The following is a 26,105-nucleotide window of genomic DNA, read 5'->3' on the forward strand; positions in this document are numbered from 1 at the left end:
TTGCGGGGGGCTGACCCCACATCCAGATCCGAGATACCAACAATACAAGCACACACCATGACCATGGATCGCAAGCTCTATACCTATTTCCGTTCTTCTGCAGCTTGGCGGGTGCGCATTGCCCTGGCATACAAAGGGCTGGACTACGATGCCGTGCCCATCCATCTGCTGCGTGATGGCGGCCAGCAGCGAAGTGCCGACTATCTGGCGCTCAACCCGCAGGGGCGGGTGCCTGCCCTGCTGGACGATGGTGTGGTGCTGACCCAGTCGCTGGCCATCTGCGAATATCTGGAAGAGCGCTATCCAACGCCAGCGCTGCTGCCGGCAGACCTGCTGGCGCGCGCCCGGGTACGCTCGCTGGCGCAACTGATCGCCTGCGACATCCACCCCCTCAACAACTTGATCGTGCTGCAGTATCTCAAGGGGACGCTGGGCCAGAGCCAGGAGACCGCAGATGAGTGGTACCGCCACTGGATAAGGCAGGGATTTGCGGCCCTGGAGCAGGAGCTGGTTCGCCTGGGTAGCGAGCGCTACTGCGTAGGCGACAGTGTCACGCTGGCCGATCTGTGCCTGGTGCCCCAGGTATTCAATGCCCATCGCTTCAAGGTCGACATGGCCGGCTACCCGCGTATTGCTGCAATCGATGCGCATCTGAGCAGCCTGCCGGCTTTCAGTCAGACGCATCCTGCCAGGCAGGCTGACGCCGAGTAAGGTACCCCGACGGGTAGTGCCACTTCTCTGACAGGCCCAGCCCGGTGCGGGGCCGTGCCTGCTATACGCTGATTGGATATGGATGACTGCCTACCCAGGCCAGAATGCGACTGGCGTAACCTTGTTACGTAATGACTGGATAGATGTGCTGCGCGGCTGGGCTGCCATTGCCGTGGTGCTGATGCACCTAAATATCCGGGTTCCGTTCCGGGATTTTGAAGGGGCTGCCTGGCTATCCAAGCGCGCCTACAATTTTCTGTTCTCCAGCGGCTGGCAGGCAGTCATGGTGTTTTTCGTGATTTCAGGTTTCTTGATCACGCAGGCTATGCTGGCCCGCTGGCGTAGTCTGGATAAAGTGCAGCCGCTGCAGTTTTACGGTTTTCGCGCTGCCCGGCTGCTACCCTGCCTGCTGGGTTTCATCGTGCTGCAGTCCTTGTTGCAGGCCTGGCAGATACCGGGTTTTCATGATGCCGCAAACACGACGCCTTTATGGCGCGCCATCGTTTCGGCACTCACTTTTCACCTGAACTGGCTGGAAGCGCAGTATGGTTATCTGCCGGGTGCTTGGGATGTGCTGTGGTCCTTGTCGGTGGAAGAGGCGTTCTATCTGGGCTTTCCGCTGCTTTGCCTGTTGGTGCGCTCACCGCGCTGGCTTGTGGCCATCTTGTGTGCCTTCCTCATCATCGGCCCCTATGCCCGCGTGGGCATGGGTAGCAATGAGATTTGGGCTGACCATGGTTATCTTTCGGGCATGGGAGAGATTGCCCTGGGCTGCATGTTGGCCATGCTGGCCCGGCATTGGACGCCAACCGGGCGCCGTGGGGTCTGGGTGCTGGTACTGGGGTTGGTGTGCATGGCCTTGCCGCTGTATTTCCGTGGCTGGGTGTACAAGTCTGGCCTCACCGGCTTGGGCTTGGACATGACGCTGCTGGCATTGGGTGCTGCCCTGGTGCTGATGGCCACACATGCCAACCCGGCCTGGTATCGCTATGCGAGCTTGCCGGGCATAAGCTGGCTGCGCTGGGTGGGGCGCAGCAGCTACGAAGTCTATCTGTGCCATATGTTCGTGGTGATCGCCCTGGTCGAGGCCTTCCGTGCCTGGGGTGGCGGGCCGCAGATGGTGCCCTGGCTATATGGCGGCGCGCTGGGTTTGTCGCTGCTGGCGGGCCATCTGGTGGCGCGGTATTTCTCAGAACCACTGAACCAACGGATACGCAGCAGGCTGGTGCGTGGTCGCAGTGTGGTGCCTGCGGTCGCTGCTCAGGGCTAGGGGCTACGCTAATCCAGGTGCTTATTCGCGATACTCGCGCTTGCCATACCCCGTCAAACCCAGCAGGCCACGCACCAGTTGGTAAGCCAGCCAGGGCAGTACACGGCGCCACCAGGGGGCGGCCATGATGCTTTCGGCGGGCACCGGTTGAGCGGCTTCATTGATGTGCCGCTGGATATCCGCCCGCAGTTCATGGGCCAGGGGTGCGTATAACGCGACGATATTGGCCTCGCGGGCCGTCAGCAGGCTGAAAGGGTCGATATTGGACGAGCCCACGGTCAACCAGGTTCGATCCACCACGGCCACCTTGGCGTGCATGAATCCTGCGGTGTACTCGTATATCTCCACCCCGGCCAACAACAGGGGGCGGTAGAGTACGCGGGTGGCGTAGTGCAGCAGGGCGTGGTCCAGACGCCCCTGCAGCAGGATGACTACCCGTACACCCCGGTTGGCAGCCGCCAGCAAAGCTCGCCTGAGGGTAATGCCGGGCAGGAAGTAGGCATTGGCCACGACGATCTCTTCGCGGGCCTGCTTGATGGCCTGCAGATAGGCAGCCTCGATGGCCCGGCGGTGGCGCAGATTGTCACGTCGCAGCAGCTTGGCGGGCATACGGCCTGTCGCCGGCGGTGTGTGATGCAGATGTGGGATGGCGGCCCATTCGTGCTTGAGCTGAGACCAGCAGGTCTGGCGCCACTGGCTGGCGGCAATGTGGCGCATCTCGGCCACCAGCGGGCCCTCTACTCGCGTGGCGTAGTCGTAACGGGGGGCGAGACCAGGGCCGTCCAGGTCTTCCAGGATGTTGATGCCACCAATAAAGCCCACCTGACCATCCACCACGGCCAGTTTGCGGTGCATGCGCCGCAACCGTTGGCGATCGAGTGAAAAACGGGTGGACTCGGGCCGAAAGAACAGCAGGCGCACGCCTGCCTGCAGCAGGCTGTGGCGCAGGCGTTGGGGCAGGTAACGGGCACCGAATCCATCCAGCAGCAGATGCACCTGTACCCCTCTGCGGGCCGCACGCATCAGGCTGGCAGAAACCTGCCTGCCTATCTTGTCGGGTTCGTAGAGATAGCTCTCCAGGAACACCTCGCGCCGGGCCGCCGCAATGGCCGCCAGCAAGGCGGGGAAATACTGCTCGCCATTGCGTAGCAAGGTGAGCTGGTTACCCTCCTGCCAGGGCATCAGTAGGGGGCTTCCTGTCCGGACGAGCGTTCATTGCCGAATTTGAACTGGCCGGTTTCGCGTGCGAGCAAGTGCTGCAAAGCCTGGCCTTCGAGCCGGCTGGCCTTGAGTTGAAAGCTGGTTGCTGCCTTGCCGGACAGGGTTTTCACCACGCGGCCGTGAGCGCGAAGCTGGACGCTGCCGTTCTTGCAGGCGAGGAAATCGAAAGGGCTTTCGGCCAGGCGGCCGTGTTTATCCTGCATCAGTTCAACCTGACAGTGGCGGTGAGGGGGGCATGGTCGCTCAACTGACCCCAGCTCTTGCCGCTGTGGGCTTCAGCATGTTCTACATGCAGGCCGCGCAGATAGATGCGGTCCAGGGTCAATAGCGGCAGGCGGGCGGGAAAACTGGCTGCCACGCGGCCATGCAGGCTATGAAAAGCTTCGCGCAGATCCAGCGCCTCGCGCAGAAAGCCACAGGCTTCCTGGCGCCAGTCGTTGAAGTCGCCGGCTACCACCAGTGGTGCATCGGCGGGGATATGCGCCACGACATAGTCGGCCAGTGCGGCCAGTTGCACGCGGCGGTCGGTAGCACGCAAGTTAAGGTGTACGCATAGCGCATGCAAAGGCAGATCGCGCCCTGGCAGCAATACCTGGCTGTGCAGCAAGCCCCGCCGTTCCAACTTGTTGAGGCTGATATCGTGATTGTGCCAGCTGCTGATGGGATGGCGGCTCAATAGGGCGTTGCCATGATGGCCATGCTGATACGCCGCATTGGGGCCGTAGACATGGTGCAATTGATCGTCGGCCAGAAAGGCATGCTGGGGATGCTCAGGCCAATCGTGATGGCGTTGCGCCCTGGCCTGGTGCTCGCCTTGCACCTCTTGCAGAAACACCAGATCGGCCGTCAGCCCACCCAGGGCGTGCTTGAGCGCAGGCAGGACATGGCGACGGTTAAAGGCCGACATGCCTTTGTGGATGTTGTAGGTTGCTATCCGCAATGTTTTCTTGTTTGACTCTGTCACTTGGGTGCCGTCCGTGCGGAGCGGTAAAGCCATGCGCGTGAGGGTTTGCCATATAAGGAATCATATAGCCATCTCAGGGTGGCGGTGGCGGAATAATTCAAGCTGGAAAGCGGTACGCAGGGTAGGCAAGACCATGGTGGGCTGCGCTGTGACGGCAGGTTGCGTTGTTGCCAGCGCGGAGCCTTGAGTTGGTGCAATGGGTGCTCGGCGTGCACGTGTGTCGTGCCGCTAGGTAGCTTGCGACTAGAATCCGGCTTTATTGTCACTGCACCGGGGCATCGCGCCCGGTATATCCATCATGTCCAAACTGTATCCACGGGGTTTCTTGCTGAGTCATCTGAGTGGCGAAGCCCGATTGTTTTCAGCCTGGTGGGTGTTTTATGTGCTGGGCAAAGTCATGCTCTATCTGCCGGTAGGGGGATTTTTTGCCTGGGTGCTGATCAGCAAGCGGTTTCATGAGCTGGACATGGTGCTGTTCAAGCAGGTGACATTGGGCTGGTTCTGCCTATTGGTACTGCATGGCCTGCTGGCATCCTGGGTGGTGTGGCGCTGTGCCAGGAACACGAGTAGCCCGGTGTGGACCTGGCTGGCCAGAGGCGTGGTGATCCTCGGTCTTCCCAGCCTAGCCGGGGGCTTGCCGGAGTTCCTGCATTGAGCCCGTCAGGCGAGGCGCTGCTGGTTGAGCTGGCCGAGCTGGACCTGCTGACCCTGACCCAGCATACCGAGGCCGCTGGCGACACAATCAGCTTGGCGCAACGCATAGCTCAACTGACGGCATCGCAGCAGGCCGGCCACCCCTTTGTGCTGGTGCGGCGCGAGGACAGGGTGGTGGCTTATGCCAATTATTCGCCCCATGAATCGGTTTGCTGGTTTGTCCTGATGCTTAATATTCATCCTGCCTGGCGCACGCCTGCCGTACTGGGAGAGTTGCTGCGTGATTCCCGTGCCTTGTTTGCAGAGCGTGGTGTTGAGCGCCTGGTATCTCATGCCTACCGCACCAATGTGGCATCGGTACGTTTTCATCGTCGCTTGGGTTTTACGGTAGCGAGGGAAAATGCGCGCGGCTTTGAGTTCCATGTCCGAGTGGCGGATCTGAGACTGCCAGAGCGCTTGGGCGGGTTGCAGCCCGCAGCGCCAAGCCCAGCCCTAGGTTAGGGCGCGTTGTAAAGCGGTGCGATGGGCGTACACCATGCCGGGTGCAACGGTATGGTGGTAATGGAACGACATCGGCATACTTCGGCTGATTCCAACTCTTGATGGCAAGATCATGAAGCAAATTTTCGCCCTGGCCCTGTTACTGCTGCCAGCGACTGCGCTGGCTGAATGCAAGGAACTGCTGGACCGGGCCACGCCGCAGATACAGGCGGCCTATGATGCGGACGTGCGCGTGCAGGGCCGGCTCAAGAGCCTGGCCAACAGCACCGTGGAGCAGCTGTGCCAGGCAGCCCCCACCGTGCAGGCAGAATTGAGCCAGGCCTGGTGGCTGGCTACGCAGGTGGAGAAAGTGCTGGGTGAGGTGGTGAACAACGCCAGTTGCAGCGCAGGTATGCGCAAGCAGGCTGAAACTACGCGCAGCAGCTACAGTGCGGCAGCAAAACGCCTGGTGCTGGCGCGCAATGGCATGGAAGACAAGGCGGGCCTGCACTGCAAGGCAACGGCTACGCCTTGAGTTAGTCGCCCTGTGTGGCAGGCCTTTGCGCTAGTCCATGCGGGTGCGGGGGCGCTTGTATGACTTAGGCGTGGCCTTGGGGAAGCATGCTGGCGCCGAACTTCTCGGCCATCTCGGGCAGCATGCGCAGGGCATCGGCATTGGAGGGTGAGAAGACCGCCTCGGCCGCTACGTTCCAGTCGCGCCACAACCAGCCTGTATGCTCGCGCGGTGCCAGTTGCGGCTCAAAGCGTTCGCTCACCAGCAGGCCGAATACATGCTCGGTATTCATGGTGACACCCGGTGCATAGCGATGGCGCCAGATCTCGAAGATTTCCCACTCATTGGTAATGCCCCAATCCTGCAGTTCATGCTGGCTGGCATCTATGCCTAGCTCTTCCTGCAGTTCCCGTATCGCGGTCTGGCGAGGTGTCTCATCGCCCTCCAGACTGCCCGTCACGTTCTGCCATGCATCCTTGTAATCGGTACGCTCAATGATGAGTGATTGCAGTTCAGGGGTGTAAACCACCACCAGGACAGATTCGGGGCGCTTGTAGGGCTTGGTCATGAGGCGGAGGATAGGGCGTGGGAAGTAGCGCTATTCTAGGGCTTGTTGAGGATGTACGGACAGCTGCAGCTTAAAAATGAACACTGCCCTGCAAGGCAGGTTTGCAGTTTGCCATGCTGACGATGACAGAGCTTGCCCAGATGGGCACGGTGCTACTTGCCGTGGATCGGGGTTGATCAGCCTGACCCACTACCCTGGCGCTCTCCCAAGGCGCGGCTGAAGTAAACCGTGGATTTGTCAGGCCGGCATCGATACAGCTGCGCGGGCCGGTTGCTGCCCAGGCGTTGCTGCCCTGGGATTTCCTCGAGGTAGTCGCCGTCCTTGATACGCTTGCGGAAGGCACTCTTGTCCAAAGTGCGGCCGAGTACGATCTCGTGCATGCGCTGTAGTTCCGACAAAGTAAACTGGCTTGGCAACAGGTGCACCAGCAGGGAGCTGTATTCGACCTTGCTGCGCAGCCGGCTTACTCCGCAGGCCAGGATTTCAGCATGGTCAAAGGCTAGGCTGGTGGGGATGGCAGACAGTGGAAACCATTGTGCTGCTTCGGTTCCTGCGCCGTGGACGAGCTCGAGCTTGTCTGACGGGATCAGTGCAAAGTAGCCGAACGTGGTCGACCAGCCGCGTGGATCGCGTGTCTTGTTGCCGAATCCTTGCAGTGGCTCCAGGTAAGGGCTGAGTACACCGGTTTTTTCCTGTAGTTTGCGTAGTGCGGTTGCCTCGAGATCCTGATCGCGATGGATGTCGATAAATCCACCGGGCAAGGCCCACCATCCTCTGTATGGATGCTCGCCGCGTTGTACCAGTAGCACCTGCAAGGTTTCTGCGCGGACGGTGAAAATCACCAGGTCCACACTGGTAAGCGGCACCTCATAGTCATGGATGTTGTACTGGCTCAAGAACGCCTGCTCATCCTGATCGACTGCATGCATGTAGCCATTCCCGGTTTTGCGCTTTATCCATTCTACCTTGGTTGGTCATTTCCACTAACTTAGTTGATTAATACAACTAAGTTAATTATAGTGCGGGCACACATTGCCGTTGAGGTAACGTGGAAACTGAAACGACCAATAACAAGAAAAGGAATGGCGATGAACAATCGCGAGCAACGCGTATCGATCGCGCAGGAAACCCTGGCGCTTATGGAGCGCGGTAGCTACCAGAATAGGCTGGGCCAAACGGTTTCTATCAAGCAGGCACTCGCCGCTGCGGTGCGCGGCTCCATCCATTATCGTGGAGAGGATTTACAGCCGCTACTGGGTGTACAGCAGACTGGTAAGCGCTACGCTACCCGCTTTCTGGTTGCCAACCAGACTAGCCTCGCAGCAGCGCGGCAGTTGCTGGCGCAAGGCCATGAAGATGTGCTGTGCCTGAACTTTGCCTCGGCCCGGAATCCGGGTGGCGGTTTTCTTGGTGGTGCCGAGGCGCAAGAGGAAAACCTGGCCAAATCGTCTGGCCTTTATCCGTGCATCGTACAGATGTCAGGCATGTACGAAGCCAATCGGCGCATGAAATCCTGCGTGTATCTGGATGACATGATCTACTCGCCAGGCGTGCCCGTTTTCAGGGATGACAACTATCAGTACCTGGATGAGCCATGCCTGGTATCGATGGTGACTGCGCCGGCAGTGAACAGGGGCGCTGTTGCGCAGCATGAGCCTGGGCGTTTGCCAGAGGCGGAGCTAATCATGCAGCGCCGGATAGGGTTGCTTCTCGCACTGGCCAAGCAACACCAACATAAGGCGCTGGTGCTTGGGGCTTGGGGCTGCGGTGTATTTGCCAATGACCCGGTGGCGATGGCGCAATGGTTTGCCTATCACCTGCTGGAAAATCCGGATTATTGCGACACCTTTGAAGTGATCAGCTTTGCTGTGCTGGATCGCCGCGATGGCCGTACGTTTGCAGCGTTCGCCGATGCATTTGGTGCTGTCGCTGCAAGGGCATAGTTCCCGCTAGGCGGGGCGCCCCGCAGGCTGCCCTTGGCTTGCCTAGCGCTTGCCCAGCGCGGCCTCGATCTTTTTGTCGGTCTTGTATTGGGACAAGGCATAGGCGGCCCAGATGGCTGCCGGTATCCAGCCCAGCACGGTCAGTTGCAGGACCAGGCAGATAAGGCCGGCAAAGGGGCGGCCTATGGTGAAGAACAGCAGAAACGGCAGAAAGATGGCGATAATCAGGCGCATGCGGGAGGTCCTGGTCAGGCGGGTTTGTAGCGGGCTTCGATTTGCTCGAACACCGGCATGAAGCTCGGCTGTACATAAGGCTTGAACAGGGCCAGTACATGGCGGGCGCCTTGCTTGCCGGTTTCTTCGCTGATGGGGCGGTCGGGATGGATGGTTTGCTGGAAGGCAAACCAGAACTTCACCACCATCCAGGTATTGGTCGCTAGCGGCATGATTTCATCCGGCTTGATATTGATGAAGCCGATGGCGGCAAATTCGCCAAAGGCCTTGGCCAGGATGGGGGCAAGCTCGTTCTTGACGTAGCTGTGGTAGTCGGTCTGGAGCTGCGGGCTGCGGCTGAGCAGGCCGGGCAGGTCGTAGAACATAAAGCGATACTGCCACATGGCGGCAAAGGCGGCATCCAGGTAGCGGCCCAGATCCTCGGGCTCCAGTACCCGGTGTTCCGGCACCTGCAGGTGCTTGCGCATGTAGTCGATATAGAGCTGGAAAATCTGGTAGACGATCTCTTCCTTGTTGCGGAAGTGATAGTAGAGATTGCCAGGGCTGATACCCAGGTGGGCCGCGATATGGTTGGTGGTAATCGGGCGCTCGCCATGCTCGTTGAAGAGCATGAGGCTTTCCTGGACGATACGGTCGTAGGTCTTCATCACGATAGGTGGTGGCGTAAGGATGACGTAATCTTACTAGGTTTGAGCTGCAGCTCTAGAAAAAGCTGCACAAACAGGCATCGAGCGACGCAATGGCTGCGTGAGGACGGCTGTTGAAACTGAGAAGGGGAGGTGGCGAGCCCGACCCCCGGCACTTGCCTGCACCGCTGTGGCTGCTTCCTTCCGGACCTGACCAGATTCACGACTTGGCAATGCGGGGAGACCCGCCATTGAGACAACACTCGCCGCCAGCGCGACGAACAGACAGCATTCTACACACTGCCGGGCCGTACGTCGAATTCGGAAGGGCCTTGCCATAGTAAATCGCCGCAAAGCACATGCTGCTGGCCGTGCAGGGTAATGCCCAGCGATAGCGTAACGCACTGCTCTTCGCCCACGATGGATAGATAAGGGCGTGAAATCTGCAGCTCGCCAAAACGCTTCATGGCTTGGCGAAAATAGTGCCGGCGCGACCAGATGGCGCCACGGGCATCATCCAGTGGCGAAAAGCGCGGGGCTTGCTCGCTGGTTGGTGCGGCGGGAGTCAGGTTGGCGCCCACCTGTCGGCCCTCTGCATCAAGCAGAAAACAGCGTATGGCGGCGGGCTCATCCATGAACGGTTGGGCAGCCAGGCCAAATTCATCGCCATCGGCCAAACGGGCCGCGCCTTTCAGTAGGGCGGTGCGATAGGGTGCCAACTGCCGTTGCGTCTGATCTATTTCTTCACGCACATGGGTGTTGAAGTGTTGCCAGAGGGTATCGAACACCGGATTGGCTGGTTCGGCGGAGAGGATGCTGGGGCTGGGGCGGGCGAAATAGTAGCCCTGAACCAGATCACAGTCAGCCTCCAGTGCCAGCAGGGCTTCCTCTTCGGTTTCTATGCCCTCGGCCAGAACCAGGGAGCCGGCCTCATGCAGCAGGCTGACCAGGCCTGGCAGTATCAGCCGCGCTTCGCGGTTTTCCGAGGCATCGGCAATCAGGGTGCGGTCGAGCTTGACGATATCGGGGCGCAGGCGCCAGACGCGATCCACATTGGAGTGGCCGGCGCCAAAGTCATCAATGGCGATAAGGCAGCCCATGTCGCGAAAGTAATCCACGGCGCGGCTGAGGGCGCGATTGTTTTCTATGGCGGTTTCCAGTACCTCCACTACCACCTGTTGTGGCGGCAGCTGCAGCTTGTCCAGCATCTCTGGGAAGAAGCGGCCGTATTGGCCTGCATGGGCAAAGGCATTGGGTTCGGCATTCAGGAACAGCCAGTGCGCGGGCTCCTGGCAGGCCTGCATCTGGGTGACAAAGTTGCGGGTATGCAGCAGGCGGGAAAGCCGATCCAGTGTCACCAGCTCGGATTCGGAACGGGCGGAGGCGAATACGGTGTAGGGCGACAGCACCTTGCCTGCATCGGACCAGGCTCGCATCAGGCCCTCATGGCCGACTACCCGGCGGTGGGCAAAGCTGTAGATGGGCTGGAAGTGGCTATGCAGCACGAAGCTGGCATGGCGGGCAATATGCTGCCCACCCTCTGCCTGGCAGAGGTCGAGCAAGGTATCGAGCTGGTAGGGTGCGTGGATGGGTGGCATGGACTATGACGGTTCTATCCCATTCAGCTTGCGGACAATTCACCACGTAGATTGACAGGCAGGGTGTCCTCCCAGCCTAGCACGCCGCGTGGCTGCGATAGCAGGAAGTACAGCTTGGCCAGTGCGGCTTCGGGCGTGAGATCCTGGCCTGAGATCAGGCCGGCTCGGCTGAGTGCGGTGCCGGCGGCATAGCTATCGCTGACCTTGCCGGAGATGCACTGGGTGACATTGAGCAGTACCGTGCCTCGCCGGGCCGCACTGGCGAAGGCGGTCAGCAGCGCCGTATCGGCGTCGGGCGCGTTGCCTGCGCCAAAGCTCTCGAGTACCACGGCTGCGAGGGCGGGTTCGGCCTGTAACAGATGCTCCATCATTCTCGCTGTATGGCCAGGGTAGAGTTTGAGGCCAACGATGGCGAGATCCGGGTTGATCTGATGTGCCTTGAATGGCGCGGCAGGCTTGGGCAGGCAGAGTGCCGGGTTGAATTCATGGTGCCCCTGCACCCGGCCCAAGATGGGGTAGTTGGGCGAACCAAAGGCGCCGATCTCGGCCCCCCAAAGCTTGCGTGCCCGGTTGCCACGCAGCAACTGGCGATTGAAGGCCACGCAGACTTCATAGAGCTTGGATTCGCTAGCCCAGTGGAAGGCATCCACCAGGTTTTGCTCGGCATCGTTGGGCTGCTCGGCCAGCGGCACCATGGCGCCCGTGACGATGACCGGCTTGGCCAGGTTCTCCAGCATGAAGCTGAGTGCCGAGGCGGTGTAGGCCAGGGTGTCGGTACCGTGGATGATGACAAAGCCGTCGTGGCTGTCGTAGTTGGCCGCAATATCGGCTGCCATGGTGTTCCAGTGGGCCGGCTGCAGGTTACTGCTGTCTATCAGCGGGGCGTATTCCTTCAGCGTATAGGCGGGGAAGCCTGGGGTACGCCCGGCAATGCGGGCCAGCTCCTGCGGCAGATAGCCGGCAACCGGGGCATAGCCGCTGGCGGTGGATTGCATGCCGATGGTGCCGCCGGCATAGATGACAAATAGGCGCTTGTGGGGCATGGCGTTGTCGATTCAGTTAATATCGGCGCTTTGAATTGTTATGCGCGGAAGTGCGCGGTCGTCCACGGTGGCGACGGCGGGACTTTACCGCGCTCTGCAGAACGCATCCAGCCATGTCCATAGTTGATAACCGTAAAGCGTTTCACGATTACTTCATTGAAGAGAAGTATGAAGCCGGCCTTGTGCTTGAGGGCTGGGAGGTCAAGTCCATCCGCGCCGGCAAGGTGCAGATCAAGGAAGGCTACGTCATCTTGCGTAACGGCGCCTTCTACTTGGTGGGCGCCCATATCTCGCCGCTGACCAGCGCCTCCACCCATATCGTGCCAGACCCGACCCGCAGCCGTAAGCTGCTGCTGAACCAGGCCGAGATCAATAAGCTGATAGGCCGGGTGGAGCGCTCGGGTTATACCCTGGCGCCACTGGACATGCATTTCAAGGGTGGCCGCATCAAGCTGTCTGTGGGTCTTGCCAAGGGCAAGAAGCTGCATGACAAGCGCGATAGCGAGCGGACCAAGGATGCCCAGCGCGAGATACAGCGGGCGATGAAGGTGCACAAGCGGTGAGAGCCTACATCGGGCGTACAGGCGTCATAGGGTAGTTACGTGCGGCTCATGCACCCGGGCAAGCCGGGCGCTTGGCGTTGGCGCTTACTCAAGCAGCGGCTCTCCCTGATTTAGCCCCACCCCTACACCCCGCCCGCCGGTGGGGAACCTCGCTGCGCTCGACGGCGCCTACTTCGGGCGTACAGGCGTCAAGGGTAGTTACCTGCAGCGCGGGCACCCGGGCAAGCCGGGCGCTTGGCGGTGGCGCTTACTCGAGCAGCGGCTCTCCCTGATTTAGCCCCACTTCTACGCCCCGCCCACCGGCGGGGAACCTCGCTGCGCTCGACGGCGCCTACTTCGGGCGTACAGGCGTCATAGGGTAGTTAACTGCAGTGCGGGCACCCGGGCAAGCCAGGTGCTTGGCGTTAGTGCTTGCTCAAGCAGCGGCTCTACTTGATCTAGCCCGTTCTATGCCCCGCCCAGCGGTGGGCTAGCCCGGATATTTCACGGGGGTAGGGTCGGCGAAGGGCCGAAGGCCGCATAGAATAAGGTTCTCACGCCAATATTCATGCAACTTCGCCGATGCCAAATTGTACAGCGGACCGGATGGAATTTGGGCGCCTCGGACGGCGCAAGATCGAAGCCAACTTCGAGGGGGTCGCACTCAGCTCCGATGGCGGGTTGATGCTGTTGCGACAGGTGGATCGTCGCATCGGCCTCTCGACTGCAGTAGCGGGCGCGCTTCATGACCCACGTGATCAGAGTTTGATTACGCACGAACTGCGAAACCTGGTCGCGCAGCGACTGTATGGATTGTGCTGCGGCTACGAAGATCTGAATGATCACACTGCGCTACGTCGCGACCCCCTCATGCAAACGGCAGTGGGCACTGGCGACGATCTGGGCAGTAGTCCGACACTATGCCGGATGGAAACGCGGGCGACGCGTGCCGATATCGTGGCCCTCAATCGCGTGCTGATCGACCAGTTCGTTGCGGCCCAATCCGTTGATCTGCAGGAGCTGATTCTCGACGTCGATGCCTCGGATATTCCCTTGCACGGCGATCAAGAGCGCAGTGAATTCCACGGCTACTATGACCACTACTGCTATCTGCCGCTGTATGTGTTCTGCGGCAAATTCATGCTGGCTTGCGTCCTGAGGAACAGCCGGATCGATGGGGCCAAGCATGCGGCGGCTGTCATCAAGCTGCTGGTTACTCGCTTGCGACAAGCTTGGCCGAAGGTACACATCATCGTTCGCGGCGACTCAGGATTCTGTCGCCAGCGTCTGATTCGCTGGTGCGAACGCCAAAACGTCGGCTATGTGATTGGCCTAGCACGCAATGCACGCCTGCAGCGCTGCGTCACGGCCTGGGAGGCGGACTTGGAACAGCGCTACGCGAAGACCCAAGTGAAGCAGAGGGCGATTCACGAATTTCGCTACGGTGCTGACAGTTGGGACTGCGAACGGCGGATTGTGACCCGCTTGGAATTTGGTAGCCAAGGGATCAATCCGCGGTTCATTGTCACCAACCTGGATCGGCAGGCTGATCTTCTGTACGACGATCTCTATTGCCAACGGGGTGAAGCGGAAAACCGAATCAAGGAGACGCAGCTCGACCTGTTCGGAACCCGTACCAGTTGCAGTAGATTCCTGGCGAATTGGTTCCGGGTGCTGTTGGCAGCGTTGGCCTATACGCTGATGCATCGGCTTCGGCAAATCGCGCTGGCGGGTACAGAACTGGCCTCCGCTACCGCTGCCAGCATCCGGGTGCGGCTACTTAAAATTGGCGCCGCAGTGATTCGAAATACCCGACGCATCAGTATCCTGTTCGCCTCGCACCATCCCTTGCGCGATCTCTTCCTCAGCGCATCCCGGGCATTGGCCTCACCGTAACTCAAACGAGTGCGTCCCCGACACGTTGACGCTTCGGGGGTTGGGGGTACTGCGCCCAAAAACCGTCCAAGACGCCAAATTTCCAGGATCAACTTCGTCTCCCACCCCAAACCTGGGATATTAGCGGTCCGCCTCACCCGTCTCAGTCAGGCGTGAAACATCCGGGCTAGCACGCCTTGGCCTGTGTGTGGGTTGTTAGATTGGTGTAATTGTTCATACCGGTGACGGGCTGATTTTAGCTATAACACGGGCATGAACCCTGTATTACACCCCTTGACCAAGCCGCTTGCCGGCACCTGCCGTCCATGAGTTTTCTCAGCATCCCCACCTTGTTGCTGGCCGAGTCGTTGATGCTGCTACAGCTGGCAGCGCTGGTCTATGTAAGCGGTATACGGGTACGCAGCATCATGAGCGGGCCTCGTGTCTGGGCGTTTGGGCTGTTGGCCTATGCTGCCTCACTGTTTACGTTTTCGCTGGTGCTGACCAGCCTGCCGCGCTGGGGGGCGCTGCCGGATTTTCTGGCCAGCCTGGGTTGTGCCGGCATTTTGCTGGGTATCGATGATTTCTTCGAACGCCCCAGGCGCTGGCGATTTGTGTTGGCAATGCTGGTGTGCAATACCCTGGCGCTGCTGCTGGTAGGCGTGGTCTGGCCCGATTACCACGCCCGCCTGACCCTGTTCTCCATCACCCAGGTCGTGTTTGGCATCGCTGGTGTACGCGCACTCAGGCAGCCGGTGCAACCGCAGCGACGGTTGGGGCATACGCTGTTCCGCGGCATCATCTACTGCTGGTGCCTGGTCAATCTGCTGCGGCTGGTGCTGGGGGTGATTTACCCGACAGAGACCGGGGATCTGCATGCCTTGCGGGAGTTGGTGTTCTATGTGCTGGTGCTGTTCTTCGGCATCTGGCTGGCGCTGGGTTGCATGTTGCTGATACACGAGCGCATAGCGGCCGAGCTGATGTATGCCACCAAGCAGGACCCCCTGACCAACTGCTTCAATCGGCGTGGTTTTGGCGAGATCGTGCAGGCGGAGGCCCGGCGCATAGAGCGTGCCTGGTCGCCGACATCCATGTTGCGGGTGGATATCGACAACTTCAAGCATCTGATCCAGCGCTATGGCATGAATGCGGGTGACGAGGCCTTGCTGCAGTTTGTTCGGGTGGTGCGCGAGGAATTGCGCGATGTAGACAGCTTTGCTCGCCTGGGCAGTGATGCCTTTGCCATTCTGTTGCTCAATGCGCCTGGCGATGGCGCCCAGAAGGTGGCGGAGCGATTGCGGCGACGGGTGGAGGACCTGGTGATCTATACCCCGAATGGCCCCCTCTGGTTTACCGTGAGCATCGGTGTGACCAGCCTGGCGGACGGGCAGAATGATGTGGACTTGTTGCTGGTGACGGCAGAGAAGGCGCTGGAAGCGGCGCAATCGACAGGACAGAACAGGGTGCAGATATTGGCGATGCCGGTCTGAACAGGCTGGCTGCGAGGCGGCTGGCGGCATGCTGATCGGTTTTGGCAGGGGGATGGCCCATGTTCTCAACGTCATCCGGGCGGGTAGCTGCGTATGCCCTGTGTAATCCGCCCTTCGCTTGCTCGCCGGGCTCCTGTAAAATCCGGTTTTTGCACGGAAGGCCGCCATGGACAAAATCCTTATCCTCGACTTCGGCTCGCAAGTCGCTCAGCTGATTGCCCGCCGCGTCCGCGAGGCGCATGTCTACTGCGAACTGCATCCCTATGACATGCCCTTGGCCGATATTCAGGCTTTCAATCCCAAGGCCATTATCCTGTCTGGCGGCCCTAACTCGGTGTACGAGAGCGACTACCAGGCCGATGCCGGCCTGCTGCAGCTGGGCGTGCCCGTGCTGGGTATCTGCTACGGCATGCAATGGATGGCGCAAGTATTGGGCGGTAAGGTAGAGGCGGGCGCCAGCCGTGAGTTTGGCTATGCCGAAATTCGTGCGCGTAGCCACTCGCAGCTGTTTAACGGCCTGCAAGACCGCACCAACGAAGCAGGTGATGGCCTGCTGGATGTATGGATGAGTCATGGCGACAAGGTGACTGCCATGCCTGCCGGCTTTGGCTTGATCGCCGAGACCGCCTCGTGCCCTATTGCCGCCATGGCTGACGAGGCACGCAAGTTCTACGCTGTGCAGTTCCACCCCGAGGTCACCCACACCAAGCGCGGCACCGATATGCTGCACCGCTTTGTGCTGGGCATTGCCGGTGCCCAGCCTAGCTGGACCATGCCTAACTACATCGACGAGGCGGTCAAGAAGATACGCGAGCAGGTTGGCAGCGAGGAAGTGATCCTGGGTCTGTCGGGTGGCGTGGATAGCTCGGTTGCTGCGGCGTTGATACACCGCGCCATCGGCGATCAACTGACCTGCGTATTCGTTGACCATGGTCTGCTACGCCTGAACGAAGGCGATATGGTGATGGAGATGTTTGCCCGCGGCCTAGGTGTGAAGGTGATACGCGTGGACGCCAGCACCGAATTCATGGGCTTTCTGGAAGGGGTGACCGACCCCGAGCAGAAGCGCAAGATCATCGGCCGCGAGTTTGTGGAAGTGTTCCAGCGCGAGTCGGTGAAGCTGCCAAATGCCAAGTGGCTGGCCCAAGGTACCATCTACCCGGATGTGATCGAATCGGCGGGCTCCAAGACCAAGAAGGCCCACACCATCAAGAGCCACCACAATGTGGGTGGCCTGCCTGAGACCCTGAACCTCAAGCTGCTGGAGCCCTTGCGCGAACTGTTCAAGGATGAGGTGCGCGAACTGGGTGTGGCGCTGGGGTTGCCGCACGACATGGTATATCGCCATCCTTTCCCCGGCCCTGGCCTGGGGGTGCGGATATTGGGCGAGGTGAAGCGCGATTACGCTGAGCTGCTCAAGCGTGCCGATGCCATCTTTATCGAAGAACTGCGCAATACCCGCGACGAGCATAGCGGCAAGACCTGGTACGAGCTGACCAGCCAGGCGTTTGCGGTGTTCCTGCCGGTAAAGTCTGTGGGCGTAATGGGCGATGGCCGCACCTATGAGTGGGTGGTGGCACTGCGCGCGGTGGTGACCAGCGACTTCATGACTGCCCATTGGGCTGAGCTGCCCTACAGCCTGCTGGGACGGGTATCCAACCGCATTATCAACGAGGTGCGTGGCATCAACCGGGTGGTGTATGACGTTTCGGGCAAGCCGCCGGCAACCATAGAGTGGGAATAAGTCTGGGCTGCATAACGACTTAGGCTCTGAGACAACGGCTCGCTGCATAGCGGGCCGTTGTTACGTGAGGACAGCATGAATAAAGCGCGCCAGATGGCCGAGCAGGGTATGGGCCTGCAACAGCAGGGACGCTTGCGAGAAGCGACCGCCTTGTACCAGCAGGCGCTGGCCCTGGAGCCTGGTTGTGGCTTGGCGTTGCACTATCTGGGCCTGTGCGTGGCCCAGCAGGGTATGGCCGATATGGCCAGGGTGATGCTGCAGAAGGCGTTGGCGGCTGGCGAGGACACGGCAGCCTTGCATGACCATCTGGCGCAGATGCTGCAAGGGGCGGGCAAGCTGCAGGAGGCACTGGTGCACCGGCAGCGCGCAAGCGCCTTGGCCCCCGGGGATCTGGCGTATGGGCGGGCATTGGCCGCCTTGTACCAACGTATGGGTGACCTGACCGGCGCACGGCAAGCCAGGCTGCAGTTGCTGCAGCAGCACCCTGGCCACACCCAGACGCTGATGGCGCTGGCCTTGGCGGCTTACGACAAGGACGATGCCGCCGAGGCCATGGATTACTACAGGCAGGCATGTGCGGGCGACCCGTGCCTGCCTGAGCAAACCTATATGGGCTTTGCCTCGCCCGCCGCAACGGTGGCGGTGGGTGATCCCTATCCCTTGCTGCAGTTGGGGGAGGCGGTAGAGGAGAAGCTGGTGCGCACGGTGTTGCATGATGCAGACCTGCATGTGCTGGATGATTTTCTGCCCGACCCTGATGCGGCGAGAGCCTGGGCTGCTGGCTTGCAATACGGCGTAGCCAGGAGTAACTATCCGGGGTCGCAAACCGGGCTGTTGCCCTGCGAGGCTATCATGCAGGCGCTGGCTGACCGTTTAGGGCGCCGGCTCAAATGGTTGTCGCCCGACAACGGCGTGATGCGCCTGACGTTGGCAGATGCCACGGCACGTACCGATATCCATGTGGATGACGAGCAGGCGACGGAGACCCGTCATTATGCCGCCGTGCTCTACCTGACGCGACCTGAGCACTGCCAGGGCGGCACCAGTTTCTGGCGCCATGCCGCCACGGGCTGGCTGCGCCGGCCGGAGGATGCGTTGCTGCGGGCGGCGGGCTATGCGGATTTCAAGACCTTTCTACGACGCGAAATCCCCTTGGGTGAGCCGCGCGCCTTTGCTGGTTTTGCGGCTCAGCGCGACCGCTGGCAGCGGCTATTTACCGTGCCCATGCGCTACAACCGGTTGGTGCTATACAAGGGCAATCACTTTCATGCGGTGGACAATGTGTTTGGGGATAGTTTTGACAACGGTAGGCTGACCCGCCTGTTCAGTTTTGAAATGCCATGAACAAGCACCTGCCTTATGTATCGCCAGGGTCTAGCCAGACAAGCTGCCGCTGAACCACAGGTAGAGCAGTGCCCCACCCACGATGACGGCCAGCCAGAATCCTGCCCCAAAGCGGCTTTCGGCCACTTGGCCCGACCCTAACCGGGGCTTGCGGCTGGCCGGCACCTTGGCCGATCGATGGCGTTCTACCAGATCCTTGGCCTCTTTCAGGCCCAGGCCTGTTTCGGCGCGCACCTGCTTGATGGCTTCGATGATGTTGCCTTGGCTGAGTGCGGCCATGGCAGCGGGGGACAATGGGTCGCCTAACTGCGATGTGGGCGAGCCAGGCTGGAGGCTGCCCAATATCGGCTTGCCAGACTGATACTGCTCGACCAGGTCCTTGGCTTCCTTCAAACCCAAACCGGTATCGCCCCGAACAATCTTGATGGCTTCAAGCAGATTGCCGTTCTGGATGGCGCTTACCGCCTGCGGTGACAGTGTGGTGTGACCTGATGCCATGACGCACTCCTAGTCGGGGGGCTCCGGTGGGGGATAACCAGCAACTTTGATGTCGTCGCAATACTGCGTTGGGCGAGAGGGGCTGCTTCTTGCTGATCAAGTATAGGCTGCGCTGTGTTTTTAACCCTCGCCTTGCCTGGAGGGCGACGCTTCTTAAAACCCTCCTATCGTCCCTTGGTGCGTAGGCTGCTTACCACCAGGCGGCGGGATCGTGCCCCAGCGGCACGGCCGGCAGTGACCAATGAGGCGGTAAGCCACTCAGCGTGGCCGCATGGCGTACTGCCGTCAGTTGGCCAAAGCCTGATGGCGCGGTCTCGCAATAGGGCTGTGCCTCGGCAGCCGAGATGTCCGGCGCCTGCAAACCACCAGGCAGGCGGCCCAGGTGTCGCAGCCAGTGGGCAGTTTGTGCCAGTGATACCCGCACATGCCAGCTACCACCGACCGTGGCGCGGCGATGCAGTGCCGCCATGGCGCCCAGGGCCATAAGGTAGCCGCTGGCATGGTCCAGTACCTGCATGGGCAGGGGCTTGGGGGCTGCCTCACCAGCAATTGAGGACTCGGCATGATTGAAGCCCATGGCGGTTTGCACCAGCGAATCGAAACCCCGCTTGTGCGCCCAGGGGCCTTGGTGACCATAGGCGCTGAGCGAAACATAGACCAGACCAGGCCGCGAGGTGGCCAAGGCTTTCGGCCCCAGCCCCATATCGTCCATGCCACCGGGACGATAGCCTTGCATAAAGATGTCGGTATGGGTCAATAGCTGCAGCAGTTGTGCGTGCTCGGCAGCTTGGGCCAGATCCAGCGCGGCACTGCGTTTACCCCGGCCGGTGTCCATCACCAGCGAGGGAATGGCGGGCAGGCGCGGCGAGGTGATCATCAGCACGTCGGCGCCATGGGCAGCCAGTGTACGGCCGCACACCGGGCCGGCTATCACACGACTTAGATCGAGCACCCTGATGCCAGATAGCGGCCTGTCACCAGGGGGCAGGGCTTGCACAGGCGCATCGCCTATCTGCTCCAGGGTAAAGGTGGGTAGGGCGGCAATGGCTGCGGCCTGCGGGTGTGCATCCCATTCGGCAAAGCTACGCATGGCCGCCACCACCATGCCGCGTTCGCTGGCTGCGGTTTCGAAGGCTTCGGCCTGCCAGTTCAACAGCGCTTCTGCCACCGAGGCGCGCTCGTTGGCACAACCCAGCAGCGCTAGCACGCCGTCGCGATGATGGGGAAAATTGGTATGCAGCCTTACCCAGCGTCCATCGCCACAGCGATAGGCGCCAGCCAGCTTGTCCCAGGGGTCGGGCGGCGGCGCACCATCGACCAGCAGGTAGCGTTCGCTGCGGCATTCAATGGCGGCATGGCGCATATCGACCTGGACAGCAGGCCAGTTACCCTTGCGCAGTTGCCATAGCGTAGCTGCGGCCAATGCACTGGCCGCCAGGCTGGCCTGGGCGGCACAGCCCACGGCAAAGGTGGAGGGGAGGATGGGGTCGTCGCCCTCAAGGTGTATATGCTCGAGTGCCTGCTGCGGCAGGCCGGCCAGCGCCCATAGCTGTGCCAGGGCGTGTTGGGGATGGGGAGCTTGCATCGGGTTCCTTGTACGGCGCGACAAGGCCTGAGCAACCTTGTGTCTGAGGCTAAACCTCGAATTTTACACCCTGGGCCAGCGGCAAGGCTGTGCCGTAGTTGACGGTGTTGGTCGTGCGACGCATATAGTTGCGCCAGGCATCAGAGCCGGATTCGCGGCCGCCGCCGGTATCCTTGTCGCCGCCAAAGGCGCCACCTATCTCGGCACCACTGGTACCGATGTTGACGTTGGCGATACCGCAGTCGGACCCGGCTGGCCCCAGAAAGGTCTCGGCCTCGCGCACGCTGTCGGTGAAGATGGCTGAACTGAGTCCTTGCGACACGGCGTTATTGAGGTCGATGGCATCCTGCAGTTCGCTATAGGGCATCAGGTAGAGGATGGGCGCAAAGGTTTCCTCCATCACGATAGGGAGGTTGCCAGGTACCTTCACCAGGGCGGGCCGCACATAGTAGCCATGGGCTGGTACACCCTGTTCCAGCCGATTGCCGCCAGCCAGACGCTGGCCACCTTGCTGTTCGGCAGCCTGCAGGGCTTGCTGCATGGCCCAATAAGCCTCGGCATCCACCAACGGCCCTACCAGCGTGCCTTCCTCGCCGGGATGGCCTATGGGCAGGCTCTCGAAAGCCTGGGCGAGGCGTTGGCACAGGGTATCCAGCAGGCTCTCGTGCACGATCAGCCGGCGCAGGCTGGTGCAGCGCTGGCCGGCGGTGCCAGCGGCCGAAAAGACAATGGCGCGCAAAGCCATTTCCAGGTCGGCGGTCGGGGCGACGATCAAGGCGTTGTTGCCGCCCAGTTCAAGCAGCGAACGCCCCAGCCGTGCCGCTACCGCTTGGGCGACACTGCGGCCCATGCGGGTGGAGCCGGTGGCGGACAGCAAGGGCAGTAGCGGGTGGGCTGCCAGCCGCTCGCCTGCTTCGCGCTCGCCCAATACCAGTTGGCAGAGGTGGGCAGGTACGCTCTCGGTCATCTCGTCTATGGTTGATTCGACCAGCCGCTGCAAGGCAATGGCGCACAGGGGCGTCTTCTCTGAGGGTTTCCAGACCACGGCATTGCCGCATACCAGGGCCAGCATGGCGTTCCAGGCCCAGACTGCCATGGGGAAATTGAAAGCTGTGATGACGCCTACCGCGCCCAGCGGTTGCCATTGCTCCATCATGCGGTGGCTGGGGCGCTCGCTGGCGATGGTAAGCCCATGCAGTTGCCGCGACAGGCCGACGGCAAAGTCACAGATATCGATGCACTCCTGCACCTCGCCTTCGGCTTCGCTGCTGATCTTGCCGGCCTCCAGGGTAATCAGGCTGGCCAGGGCCTGCTTGCGCTGGCGTATCTGCTCGCCTATGCGCCGTACCAGCTCGCCGCGCAAGGGGGCAGGTACGGTACGCCATTTGAGAAAGGCACCATGTGCGGCTTCCACGGCGTGGTTGACCAAACCGGCTGAGGCGGGGGCATAGCTGCCGAGCAGGGTGTGGTCGATGGGGGAACGCATGTCGCGTGGGGCACTATCGGCATAGTGGGCTGCACCGGCGACCAGGGCAGAGGGCCAGAGTGGCTCGGCCGCAAGGTCTGAGAGACGCAGGTCGGCAATCAGGTCTGGGGGTAGGCGCATGGCAGTTCCTGGGGTGCTGTTCGCACAGGGTCGGTGATGCGGTTGGGCCGAGCGGTATGCCCTCTGCGGGGGGCTAGTATCAATTATTCAAAAGGTAGCTTATAGAGCGCAAGCAAGTTTTGCAGGCTTATCTGCGGTGGCCGGTTTGTCCACGTCAGCCTGGGGTAAGCCTGTGGGCGGCATGTTGATAAGTAGGGCAACTGCTTGAAGCATGGCGCTTTCTGACTACTGCCTGTTTTTCGGGCAGGTGGGCCAAACATGGGCTTAAGTTTGGTTTAAGCAAGTCTGTGTCTAATGCTTACGCCAGGGCTGTTACTGCAAGGAGCTTGCACAAGCTAATTGCAGGGGCGCTCGATGGCGACAAGCAGGGCAACCCGGCACACTGTGTATACAGGCCTGGCGGCCGCCAGGGGGAGATAGGCTGCTGCCTTATACGTGCCGGAAGGCGGCCAGGTTCTGGTGACATTTAACTATTGAGGTGGCTTGCTGGATGCGCATATTGCTGGTGGAAGATGATGCCCTGCTGGGAGATGGCCTGAAAGCTGGCTTGAGCCAGGCGGGCTATGCCGTGGATTGGGTTTGCGATGCGATGGCGGCAGATGCCGCCCTGGCGGCAGAACCGTTCGCGGCGGTGGTGCTGGACTGGAACCTGCCACGTGGTGATGGTCTGTCGCTGCTGAGGCGCTTGCGGGAACGGCGTCTTTCTACGCCAGTACTCATGTTGACCGCTCGCGATGCGTTGGAGGACCGCATTACCGGCCTGGATGCGGGAGCGGATGACTATTTGGTCAAGCCCATAGCCCTGGGAGAGTTGGCTGCCCGCTTGCGGGCTTTGCTGCGCCGCGCTGCAGGACGCAGTGAACCGCTCTATCAGCATGGTGAGCTGGTACTGAATCCGGCCACCCACACGGTGACGCTGGCAGGTGAGCCGTTGGCCTGTGCCGGGCGCGAGTTTGACCTGCTGGCGCTCTTGATCAGCCAGCCGGGCAGGCCCATGTCGCGCGAGCAGATTGAGGCGGCGTTGTATGGCTGGGGGGAGGAGCTGGAGAGCAATGCTGTGGAAGTCCATGTCCACCATTTGCGCAAGAAGCTGGGGAGCGACTGGATCAAGACACTGCGTGGTGTGGGTTATATGCTGAACCCTGCCAAAGCGGCTGCAGCACCATGATGGGCAGATCGTTGCGTGGACGGCTGATACGGCTGTTGCTGGGGGTATTGGCGCCCGTCTGGTTGCTGCTGGCGGTAGCGTCCTATCTCTATATGCTGCAAGAGGTGGACGAGCTGTTTGATCACCAGCTGGAGCAGGTGGCTGCTACCTTGTTTTCACTGGATATGGGGCAGATACAGGCGGCGGTTGATGCACCTGGCTTGCATGCCTTCAATGATGACGATGCCTTTGCCGCCTGGGCCTGGGATCTGCAGGGCAGGCCGGTGTTTCGCAGCCAGGCTGCGCCGGCGTTGGCGTTCCGGCAATCGGGTGAGCGGCTGCAAACACTGGAGATAGGCGGGCAGCGTTGGCGCGTGCTGTGGGTGAAGGAGCCCTTGCGTGATCGCTGGCTGGCCGTGGCCCGGCCCTGGTATGAGCGGGACGAGTTGGCTGCAGGGCTGGCTGTTGGGCTGGGCTCGCCGTGGTTGCTGTCGCTGATGGTGATGGTGGTACTGATCTGGATGGCGGTGGGCCGTGGGCTGGCCCCGCTGGAAGACCTGTCCCGCCAGATTGCTGCCAGGCGGCCGGAAGACTTGTCTCCGGTGCTGGCAAGCGCCATACCGGACGAAGCGCAGCCCTTGATGGCGGAAATCAATCTGCTGATGACGCGACTGCAAGCCGCGCTGGAAAACGAACGGCGCTTTACGGCGGATGCCTCGCATGAGCTACGCACGCCATTGGCGGCTATCCGCGCCCAGTTGGAGGTGGCTATGGCAGAGCCTGTTGCTGCTGCGCGGCAGCATGCGCTGGCACAAGCCCTGGCCGGCGTGAGCCGTGCGACGCGGCTGACCGAGCAGTTGCTGTTGCTGGCGCGGCTGGATCACCTTGCCGCTGTGCCAGATGCAGGTGTGTTCGATTTGCTCCTGCTGGCGCGGGAGGAACTGGCTGATTGCGCCTGCCAGGCCATGGGCCGGGGTATTGAGCTATCGCTGGACGGTGAGTCTTCCATGCTGTTTGGCTCTGCCAGCCTGTTGCGCCTGGCGGTGCGTAATCTGCTGGACAACGCTGTCAACCATGCGCCGTCAGGAGGGCATGTGGCCGTGTCGCTGGCGACAATGGCGGGACGGCTGAGTCTATCGGTGCAGGATAATGGCCCTGGTGTACCCGACGCCGCCCTGGCGCGCTTGGGTGAGCGTTTCTACAGGCTGGATAGCGTATTACAGGGGAGTGGGCTGGGTCTATCCATCGTCCGGCGGGTGGTGGCCTTGCACGGGGCTGAACTCGATTTCAGCAATCGTGGCGGCCTCTGCGTCAGCTTGGTGTTTCCGGTTAGCGCATCCACAGCCTGAGTGGGACAAGCCTGTGGGCGTCCTGTGGACAGCTGCAACAAGCTGCTGAAAGCAGACGGGTTTTGGTGGCTGCCTGTTTTTTGTGCAGAGCGGTGCCGGAATACCCCCAGTTCACAGCGGCATGTCATGCTGCCATCATTGGCTGATCTGACCTATATAACAAGTTGCCATGACAACCGATCTGATTGAATTCATCAAAAGCATCCTGCTGGTGTTGACGGCCCTGCTGCCTATCATCAACCCACCCGGGGTGGCGCCCATCTTTCTGACCTATACCCATGGCGCCAGCGACCAGGAGCGACGGCTGATTGCCAAGCGCATCGCCATCAATGGCTTCTTCCTGCTGCTAGGGGCCATGTTTGTCGGCAACTATGTGCTCAAGTTCTTCGGTATCTCGCTGGCTGTGGTCAAGATAGGCGGTGGCTTGGTGGTAGCTGCAGCTGGCTGGAAACTGCTGGAGGCCGACGACCATAGCAGCGAGGCAGCGGCCGCCAAGCCTACCGGGCCGGCCATCATACGGCGGGCATTTTTTCCCCTGACTTTCCCGTTCACCATCGGGCCGGGTTCGATTTCGGTGGCGATTACCTTGGGGGCGGCATTGCGTACCCGCAACGGTATCGATGAGTTGAACCTGGCAGGCGGGGTGATCGGCATCGTGTTGCTGACGGCCGTTGTGTATTTCAGCTATCGCTACGCCAACCGCTTGCTGGCAAGGCTGGGTGAAACCGGCATTACCGTGTTCCTGCGGCTGTCGGCGTTTATCCTGCTGTGCATCGGCGTGCAGATTTTCTGGAATGGTGCGTCGGAGCTGTTGCGTGGCTTGCTGGTTTGAGTGGAATCACCCACAGCGGCACTGGAAAAGCTTGTGGGTGGCTTGTGGATAATTGCAGCAAGCGCTTGAAAGAGCAGGGCAGGTGCTGGCTTGCCTCTAATTTATGCAAACAGGCCAGCTGTGGCGTAGATACTAGGGGTTGGTGGCGGGCCATGGGGTTTGGGTGGGTGCTGAAAAACCCCGATTTTTTGGGGAATTTTGCGTAATCTGCCCGAATGGCCTGCTGGCAGGTAAACTAGCGGCTTCGCCACAACTAGTTATTCCATA

General features: G+C 60.8%; 26 protein-coding genes and 1 other RNA gene. 14 read left to right on the forward strand and 13 right to left on the reverse strand.

Features of this window, described 5'->3' with window-relative positions:
- Window positions 1–63: 63 nt before the first annotated feature.
- Window positions 64–711, forward strand: coding sequence for a maleylacetoacetate isomerase (maiA, locus tag V7714_RS01830; RefSeq protein WP_442890288.1), 648 nt, complete (start codon window positions 64–66; stop codon window positions 709–711).
- Window positions 712–793: 82 nt separating this feature from the next.
- Window positions 794–1,981, forward strand: coding sequence for an acyltransferase family protein (locus tag V7714_RS01835; RefSeq protein ID WP_335387558.1), 1,188 nt, complete (start codon window positions 794–796; stop codon window positions 1,979–1,981).
- Window positions 1,982–2,002: 21 nt separating this feature from the next.
- Here V7714_RS01835 and clsB read toward each other — a convergent pair whose 3' ends face one another.
- From clsB to V7714_RS01850, 3 genes are read right to left on the reverse strand one after another with little or no spacing between them, the layout of a single operon-like run.
- A complete protein-coding gene (gene clsB, locus V7714_RS01840) occupies window positions 2,003–3,163 on the reverse strand; it encodes a cardiolipin synthase ClsB (RefSeq protein WP_335387560.1) in 1,161 nt (386 codons plus the stop codon).
- Window positions 3,163–3,405, reverse strand: a complete 243-nt coding sequence (locus V7714_RS01845; protein ID WP_335387562.1) for a hypothetical protein — start codon at window positions 3,403–3,405, stop codon at window positions 3,163–3,165. Before V7714_RS01845 ends, clsB begins: the two co-directional genes overlap by 1 nt.
- Window positions 3,405–4,199 (reverse strand): endonuclease/exonuclease/phosphatase family protein, encoded by a 795-nt coding sequence (locus V7714_RS01850; RefSeq protein WP_335387563.1) that lies wholly within the window; start codon window positions 4,197–4,199, stop codon window positions 3,405–3,407. The genes V7714_RS01845 and V7714_RS01850 overlap by 1 nt, the downstream gene beginning before the upstream one ends.
- Before the next feature lie 265 nt (window positions 4,200–4,464).
- Between V7714_RS01850 and V7714_RS01855 the strand changes: the two genes are divergently transcribed.
- From V7714_RS01855 to V7714_RS01865, 3 genes are all read left to right on the forward strand, one after another.
- On the forward strand, window positions 4,465–4,821 hold the full coding sequence (locus V7714_RS01855) for a hypothetical protein (RefSeq protein WP_335387564.1): 357 nt from the start codon (window positions 4,465–4,467) through the stop codon (window positions 4,819–4,821).
- Window positions 4,818–5,321 (forward strand): GNAT family N-acetyltransferase, encoded by a 504-nt coding sequence (locus V7714_RS01860; protein WP_335387565.1) that lies wholly within the window; start codon window positions 4,818–4,820, stop codon window positions 5,319–5,321. Before V7714_RS01855 ends, V7714_RS01860 begins: the two co-directional genes overlap by 4 nt.
- 112 nt (window positions 5,322–5,433) lie before the next feature.
- Window positions 5,434–5,835: a hypothetical protein gene (locus V7714_RS01865; RefSeq protein WP_335387566.1), complete on the forward strand. Its 402-nt coding sequence runs from the start codon at window positions 5,434–5,436 to the stop codon at window positions 5,833–5,835.
- A 64-nt stretch (window positions 5,836–5,899) separates the two neighbouring features.
- Here V7714_RS01865 and nudB read toward each other — a convergent pair whose 3' ends face one another.
- Complete coding sequence (gene nudB / locus V7714_RS01870) at window positions 5,900–6,382, reverse strand: dihydroneopterin triphosphate diphosphatase (protein WP_335387567.1); 483 nt, start codon at window positions 6,380–6,382, stop codon at window positions 5,900–5,902.
- A gap of 176 nt (window positions 6,383–6,558) precedes the next feature.
- A complete protein-coding gene (locus V7714_RS01875) occupies window positions 6,559–7,311 on the reverse strand; it encodes an NUDIX hydrolase (protein WP_335387568.1) in 753 nt (250 codons plus the stop codon).
- 63 nt (window positions 7,312–7,374) lie between these two features.
- Between V7714_RS01875 and V7714_RS01880 the strand changes: the two genes are divergently transcribed.
- A complete protein-coding gene (locus V7714_RS01880; protein WP_335387569.1) occupies window positions 7,375–8,325 on the forward strand; it encodes a TIGR02452 family protein in 951 nt (316 codons plus the stop codon).
- A 42-nt stretch (window positions 8,326–8,367) separates the two neighbouring features.
- Here the strand turns inward: V7714_RS01880 and V7714_RS01885 are convergent, their stop codons facing one another.
- From V7714_RS01885 to V7714_RS01905, 5 genes are all read right to left on the reverse strand, one after another.
- The gene (locus tag V7714_RS01885; protein ID WP_335387570.1) at window positions 8,368–8,559 is read right to left on the reverse strand and encodes a YqaE/Pmp3 family membrane protein; all 192 of its coding nucleotides are present in this window, start codon (window positions 8,557–8,559) and stop codon (window positions 8,368–8,370) included.
- 14 nt (window positions 8,560–8,573) lie between these two features.
- Window positions 8,574–9,206 (reverse strand): TetR/AcrR family transcriptional regulator, encoded by a 633-nt coding sequence (locus tag V7714_RS01890; RefSeq protein WP_290332719.1) that lies wholly within the window; start codon window positions 9,204–9,206, stop codon window positions 8,574–8,576.
- Window positions 9,207–9,337: 131 nt separating this feature from the next.
- Window positions 9,338–9,435, reverse strand: an RNA gene (gene ffs / locus V7714_RS01895) — signal recognition particle sRNA small type.
- Between the two features lie 43 nt (window positions 9,436–9,478).
- The gene (locus V7714_RS01900; RefSeq protein WP_335387572.1) at window positions 9,479–10,783 is read right to left on the reverse strand and encodes a sensor domain-containing phosphodiesterase; all 1,305 of its coding nucleotides are present in this window, start codon (window positions 10,781–10,783) and stop codon (window positions 9,479–9,481) included.
- Between the two features lie 23 nt (window positions 10,784–10,806).
- Window positions 10,807–11,826: an asparaginase domain-containing protein gene (locus V7714_RS01905; RefSeq protein WP_335387573.1), complete on the reverse strand. Its 1,020-nt coding sequence runs from the start codon at window positions 11,824–11,826 to the stop codon at window positions 10,807–10,809.
- A gap of 113 nt (window positions 11,827–11,939) precedes the next feature.
- Between V7714_RS01905 and smpB the strand changes: the two genes are divergently transcribed.
- From smpB to V7714_RS01930, 5 genes are all read left to right on the forward strand, one after another.
- Window positions 11,940–12,389, forward strand: coding sequence for an SsrA-binding protein SmpB (gene smpB / locus V7714_RS01910; RefSeq protein WP_284196487.1), 450 nt, complete (start codon window positions 11,940–11,942; stop codon window positions 12,387–12,389).
- Between the two features lie 561 nt (window positions 12,390–12,950).
- On the forward strand, window positions 12,951–14,264 hold the full coding sequence (locus V7714_RS01915) for an IS1380 family transposase (protein ID WP_335387574.1): 1,314 nt from the start codon (window positions 12,951–12,953) through the stop codon (window positions 14,262–14,264).
- A 305-nt stretch (window positions 14,265–14,569) separates the two neighbouring features.
- A complete protein-coding gene (locus tag V7714_RS01920) occupies window positions 14,570–15,733 on the forward strand; it encodes a GGDEF domain-containing protein (RefSeq protein ID WP_335387575.1) in 1,164 nt (387 codons plus the stop codon).
- A gap of 166 nt (window positions 15,734–15,899) precedes the next feature.
- Window positions 15,900–17,477 carry a glutamine-hydrolyzing GMP synthase gene (gene guaA / locus V7714_RS01925; RefSeq protein ID WP_284196485.1) on the forward strand — a complete coding sequence of 526 codons (1,578 nt, stop codon included), beginning with the start codon at window positions 15,900–15,902 and terminating at the stop codon, window positions 17,475–17,477.
- A gap of 75 nt (window positions 17,478–17,552) precedes the next feature.
- Window positions 17,553–18,821 carry a DUF6445 family protein gene (locus V7714_RS01930; protein ID WP_335387577.1) on the forward strand — a complete coding sequence of 423 codons (1,269 nt, stop codon included), beginning with the start codon at window positions 17,553–17,555 and terminating at the stop codon, window positions 18,819–18,821.
- Window positions 18,822–18,851: 30 nt separating this feature from the next.
- On the opposite strand, the gene V7714_RS01935 is transcribed toward V7714_RS01930, so the two are convergent.
- The 3 genes from V7714_RS01935 to amaB all read right to left on the reverse strand — a co-directional run bounded on the left by V7714_RS01935 (window position 18,852) and on the right by amaB (window position 22,510).
- Entirely contained in the window at window positions 18,852–19,319 is a 468-nt protein-coding gene (locus tag V7714_RS01935; protein WP_335387578.1) for a ribosomal protein L7/L12, read from the reverse strand.
- 190 nt (window positions 19,320–19,509) lie between these two features.
- A complete protein-coding gene (locus V7714_RS01940) occupies window positions 19,510–20,904 on the reverse strand; it encodes a CoA transferase (RefSeq protein WP_335387579.1) in 1,395 nt (464 codons plus the stop codon).
- Between the two features lie 49 nt (window positions 20,905–20,953).
- Window positions 20,954–22,510 carry an L-piperidine-6-carboxylate dehydrogenase gene (amaB, locus tag V7714_RS01945; RefSeq protein WP_335387580.1) on the reverse strand — a complete coding sequence of 519 codons (1,557 nt, stop codon included), beginning with the start codon at window positions 22,508–22,510 and terminating at the stop codon, window positions 20,954–20,956.
- Window positions 22,511–23,000: 490 nt separating this feature from the next.
- On the opposite strand from amaB, the gene V7714_RS01950 reads away from it, so the two are divergent.
- The 3 genes from V7714_RS01950 (at window position 23,001) to V7714_RS01960 (ending at window position 25,838) form a co-directional block, all read left to right on the forward strand.
- Window positions 23,001–23,678, forward strand: coding sequence for a response regulator transcription factor (locus V7714_RS01950; RefSeq protein ID WP_335387581.1), 678 nt, complete (start codon window positions 23,001–23,003; stop codon window positions 23,676–23,678).
- A complete protein-coding gene (locus V7714_RS01955) occupies window positions 23,675–25,006 on the forward strand; it encodes an ATP-binding protein (protein ID WP_335387582.1) in 1,332 nt (443 codons plus the stop codon). The genes V7714_RS01950 and V7714_RS01955 overlap by 4 nt, the downstream gene beginning before the upstream one ends.
- A gap of 169 nt (window positions 25,007–25,175) precedes the next feature.
- Window positions 25,176–25,838 (forward strand): MarC family protein, encoded by a 663-nt coding sequence (locus V7714_RS01960; protein ID WP_335387583.1) that lies wholly within the window; start codon window positions 25,176–25,178, stop codon window positions 25,836–25,838.
- Window positions 25,839–26,105 lie beyond the last annotated feature (267 nt).

It is taken from the genome of Chitinimonas sp. JJ19, from assembly GCF_036961565.1.
Lineage (GTDB): Bacteria > Pseudomonadota > Gammaproteobacteria > Burkholderiales > Chitinimonadaceae > Chitinimonas.

What these genes read in the sequence shown, in the direction of transcription:
- maiA (WP_442890288.1), top strand. Translation starts at nt 64, where the DNA reads ATGGATCGCAAGCTCTATACCTATTTCCGTTCTTCTGCAGCTTGGCGG.
- V7714_RS01835 (WP_335387558.1), top strand. Translation starts at nt 794, where the DNA reads ATGACTGCCTACCCAGGCCAGAATGCGACTGGCGTAACCTTGTTACGT.
- clsB (WP_335387560.1), bottom strand. Translation starts at nt 3,163, where the DNA reads ATGCCCTGGCAGGAGGGTAACCAGCTCACCTTGCTACGCAATGGCGAG.
- V7714_RS01845 (WP_335387562.1), bottom strand. Translation starts at nt 3,405, where the DNA reads ATGCAGGATAAACACGGCCGCCTGGCCGAAAGCCCTTTCGATTTCCTC.
- V7714_RS01850 (WP_335387563.1), bottom strand. Translation starts at nt 4,199, where the DNA reads ATGGCTTTACCGCTCCGCACGGACGGCACCCAAGTGACAGAGTCAAAC.
- V7714_RS01855 (WP_335387564.1), top strand. Translation starts at nt 4,465, where the DNA reads ATGTCCAAACTGTATCCACGGGGTTTCTTGCTGAGTCATCTGAGTGGC.
- V7714_RS01865 (WP_335387566.1), top strand. Translation starts at nt 5,434, where the DNA reads ATGAAGCAAATTTTCGCCCTGGCCCTGTTACTGCTGCCAGCGACTGCG.
- nudB (WP_335387567.1), bottom strand. Translation starts at nt 6,382, where the DNA reads ATGACCAAGCCCTACAAGCGCCCCGAATCTGTCCTGGTGGTGGTTTAC.
- V7714_RS01875 (WP_335387568.1), bottom strand. Translation starts at nt 7,311, where the DNA reads ATGCATGCAGTCGATCAGGATGAGCAGGCGTTCTTGAGCCAGTACAAC.
- V7714_RS01885 (WP_335387570.1), bottom strand. Translation starts at nt 8,559, where the DNA reads ATGCGCCTGATTATCGCCATCTTTCTGCCGTTTCTGCTGTTCTTCACC.
- V7714_RS01890 (WP_290332719.1), bottom strand. Translation starts at nt 9,206, where the DNA reads ATGAAGACCTACGACCGTATCGTCCAGGAAAGCCTCATGCTCTTCAAC.
- V7714_RS01900 (WP_335387572.1), bottom strand. Translation starts at nt 10,783, where the DNA reads ATGCCACCCATCCACGCACCCTACCAGCTCGATACCTTGCTCGACCTC.
- V7714_RS01905 (WP_335387573.1), bottom strand. Translation starts at nt 11,826, where the DNA reads ATGCCCCACAAGCGCCTATTTGTCATCTATGCCGGCGGCACCATCGGC.
- smpB (WP_284196487.1), top strand. Translation starts at nt 11,940, where the DNA reads ATGTCCATAGTTGATAACCGTAAAGCGTTTCACGATTACTTCATTGAA.
- V7714_RS01915 (WP_335387574.1), top strand. Translation starts at nt 12,951, where the DNA reads ATGCCAAATTGTACAGCGGACCGGATGGAATTTGGGCGCCTCGGACGG.
- V7714_RS01920 (WP_335387575.1), top strand. Translation starts at nt 14,570, where the DNA reads ATGAGTTTTCTCAGCATCCCCACCTTGTTGCTGGCCGAGTCGTTGATG.
- guaA (WP_284196485.1), top strand. Translation starts at nt 15,900, where the DNA reads ATGGACAAAATCCTTATCCTCGACTTCGGCTCGCAAGTCGCTCAGCTG.
- V7714_RS01930 (WP_335387577.1), top strand. Translation starts at nt 17,553, where the DNA reads ATGAATAAAGCGCGCCAGATGGCCGAGCAGGGTATGGGCCTGCAACAG.
- V7714_RS01935 (WP_335387578.1), bottom strand. Translation starts at nt 19,319, where the DNA reads ATGGCATCAGGTCACACCACACTGTCACCGCAGGCGGTAAGCGCCATC.
- V7714_RS01940 (WP_335387579.1), bottom strand. Translation starts at nt 20,904, where the DNA reads ATGCAAGCTCCCCATCCCCAACACGCCCTGGCACAGCTATGGGCGCTG.
- amaB (WP_335387580.1), bottom strand. Translation starts at nt 22,510, where the DNA reads ATGCGCCTACCCCCAGACCTGATTGCCGACCTGCGTCTCTCAGACCTT.
- V7714_RS01950 (WP_335387581.1), top strand. Translation starts at nt 23,001, where the DNA reads ATGCGCATATTGCTGGTGGAAGATGATGCCCTGCTGGGAGATGGCCTG.
- V7714_RS01955 (WP_335387582.1), top strand. Translation starts at nt 23,675, where the DNA reads ATGATGGGCAGATCGTTGCGTGGACGGCTGATACGGCTGTTGCTGGGG.
- V7714_RS01960 (WP_335387583.1), top strand. Translation starts at nt 25,176, where the DNA reads ATGACAACCGATCTGATTGAATTCATCAAAAGCATCCTGCTGGTGTTG.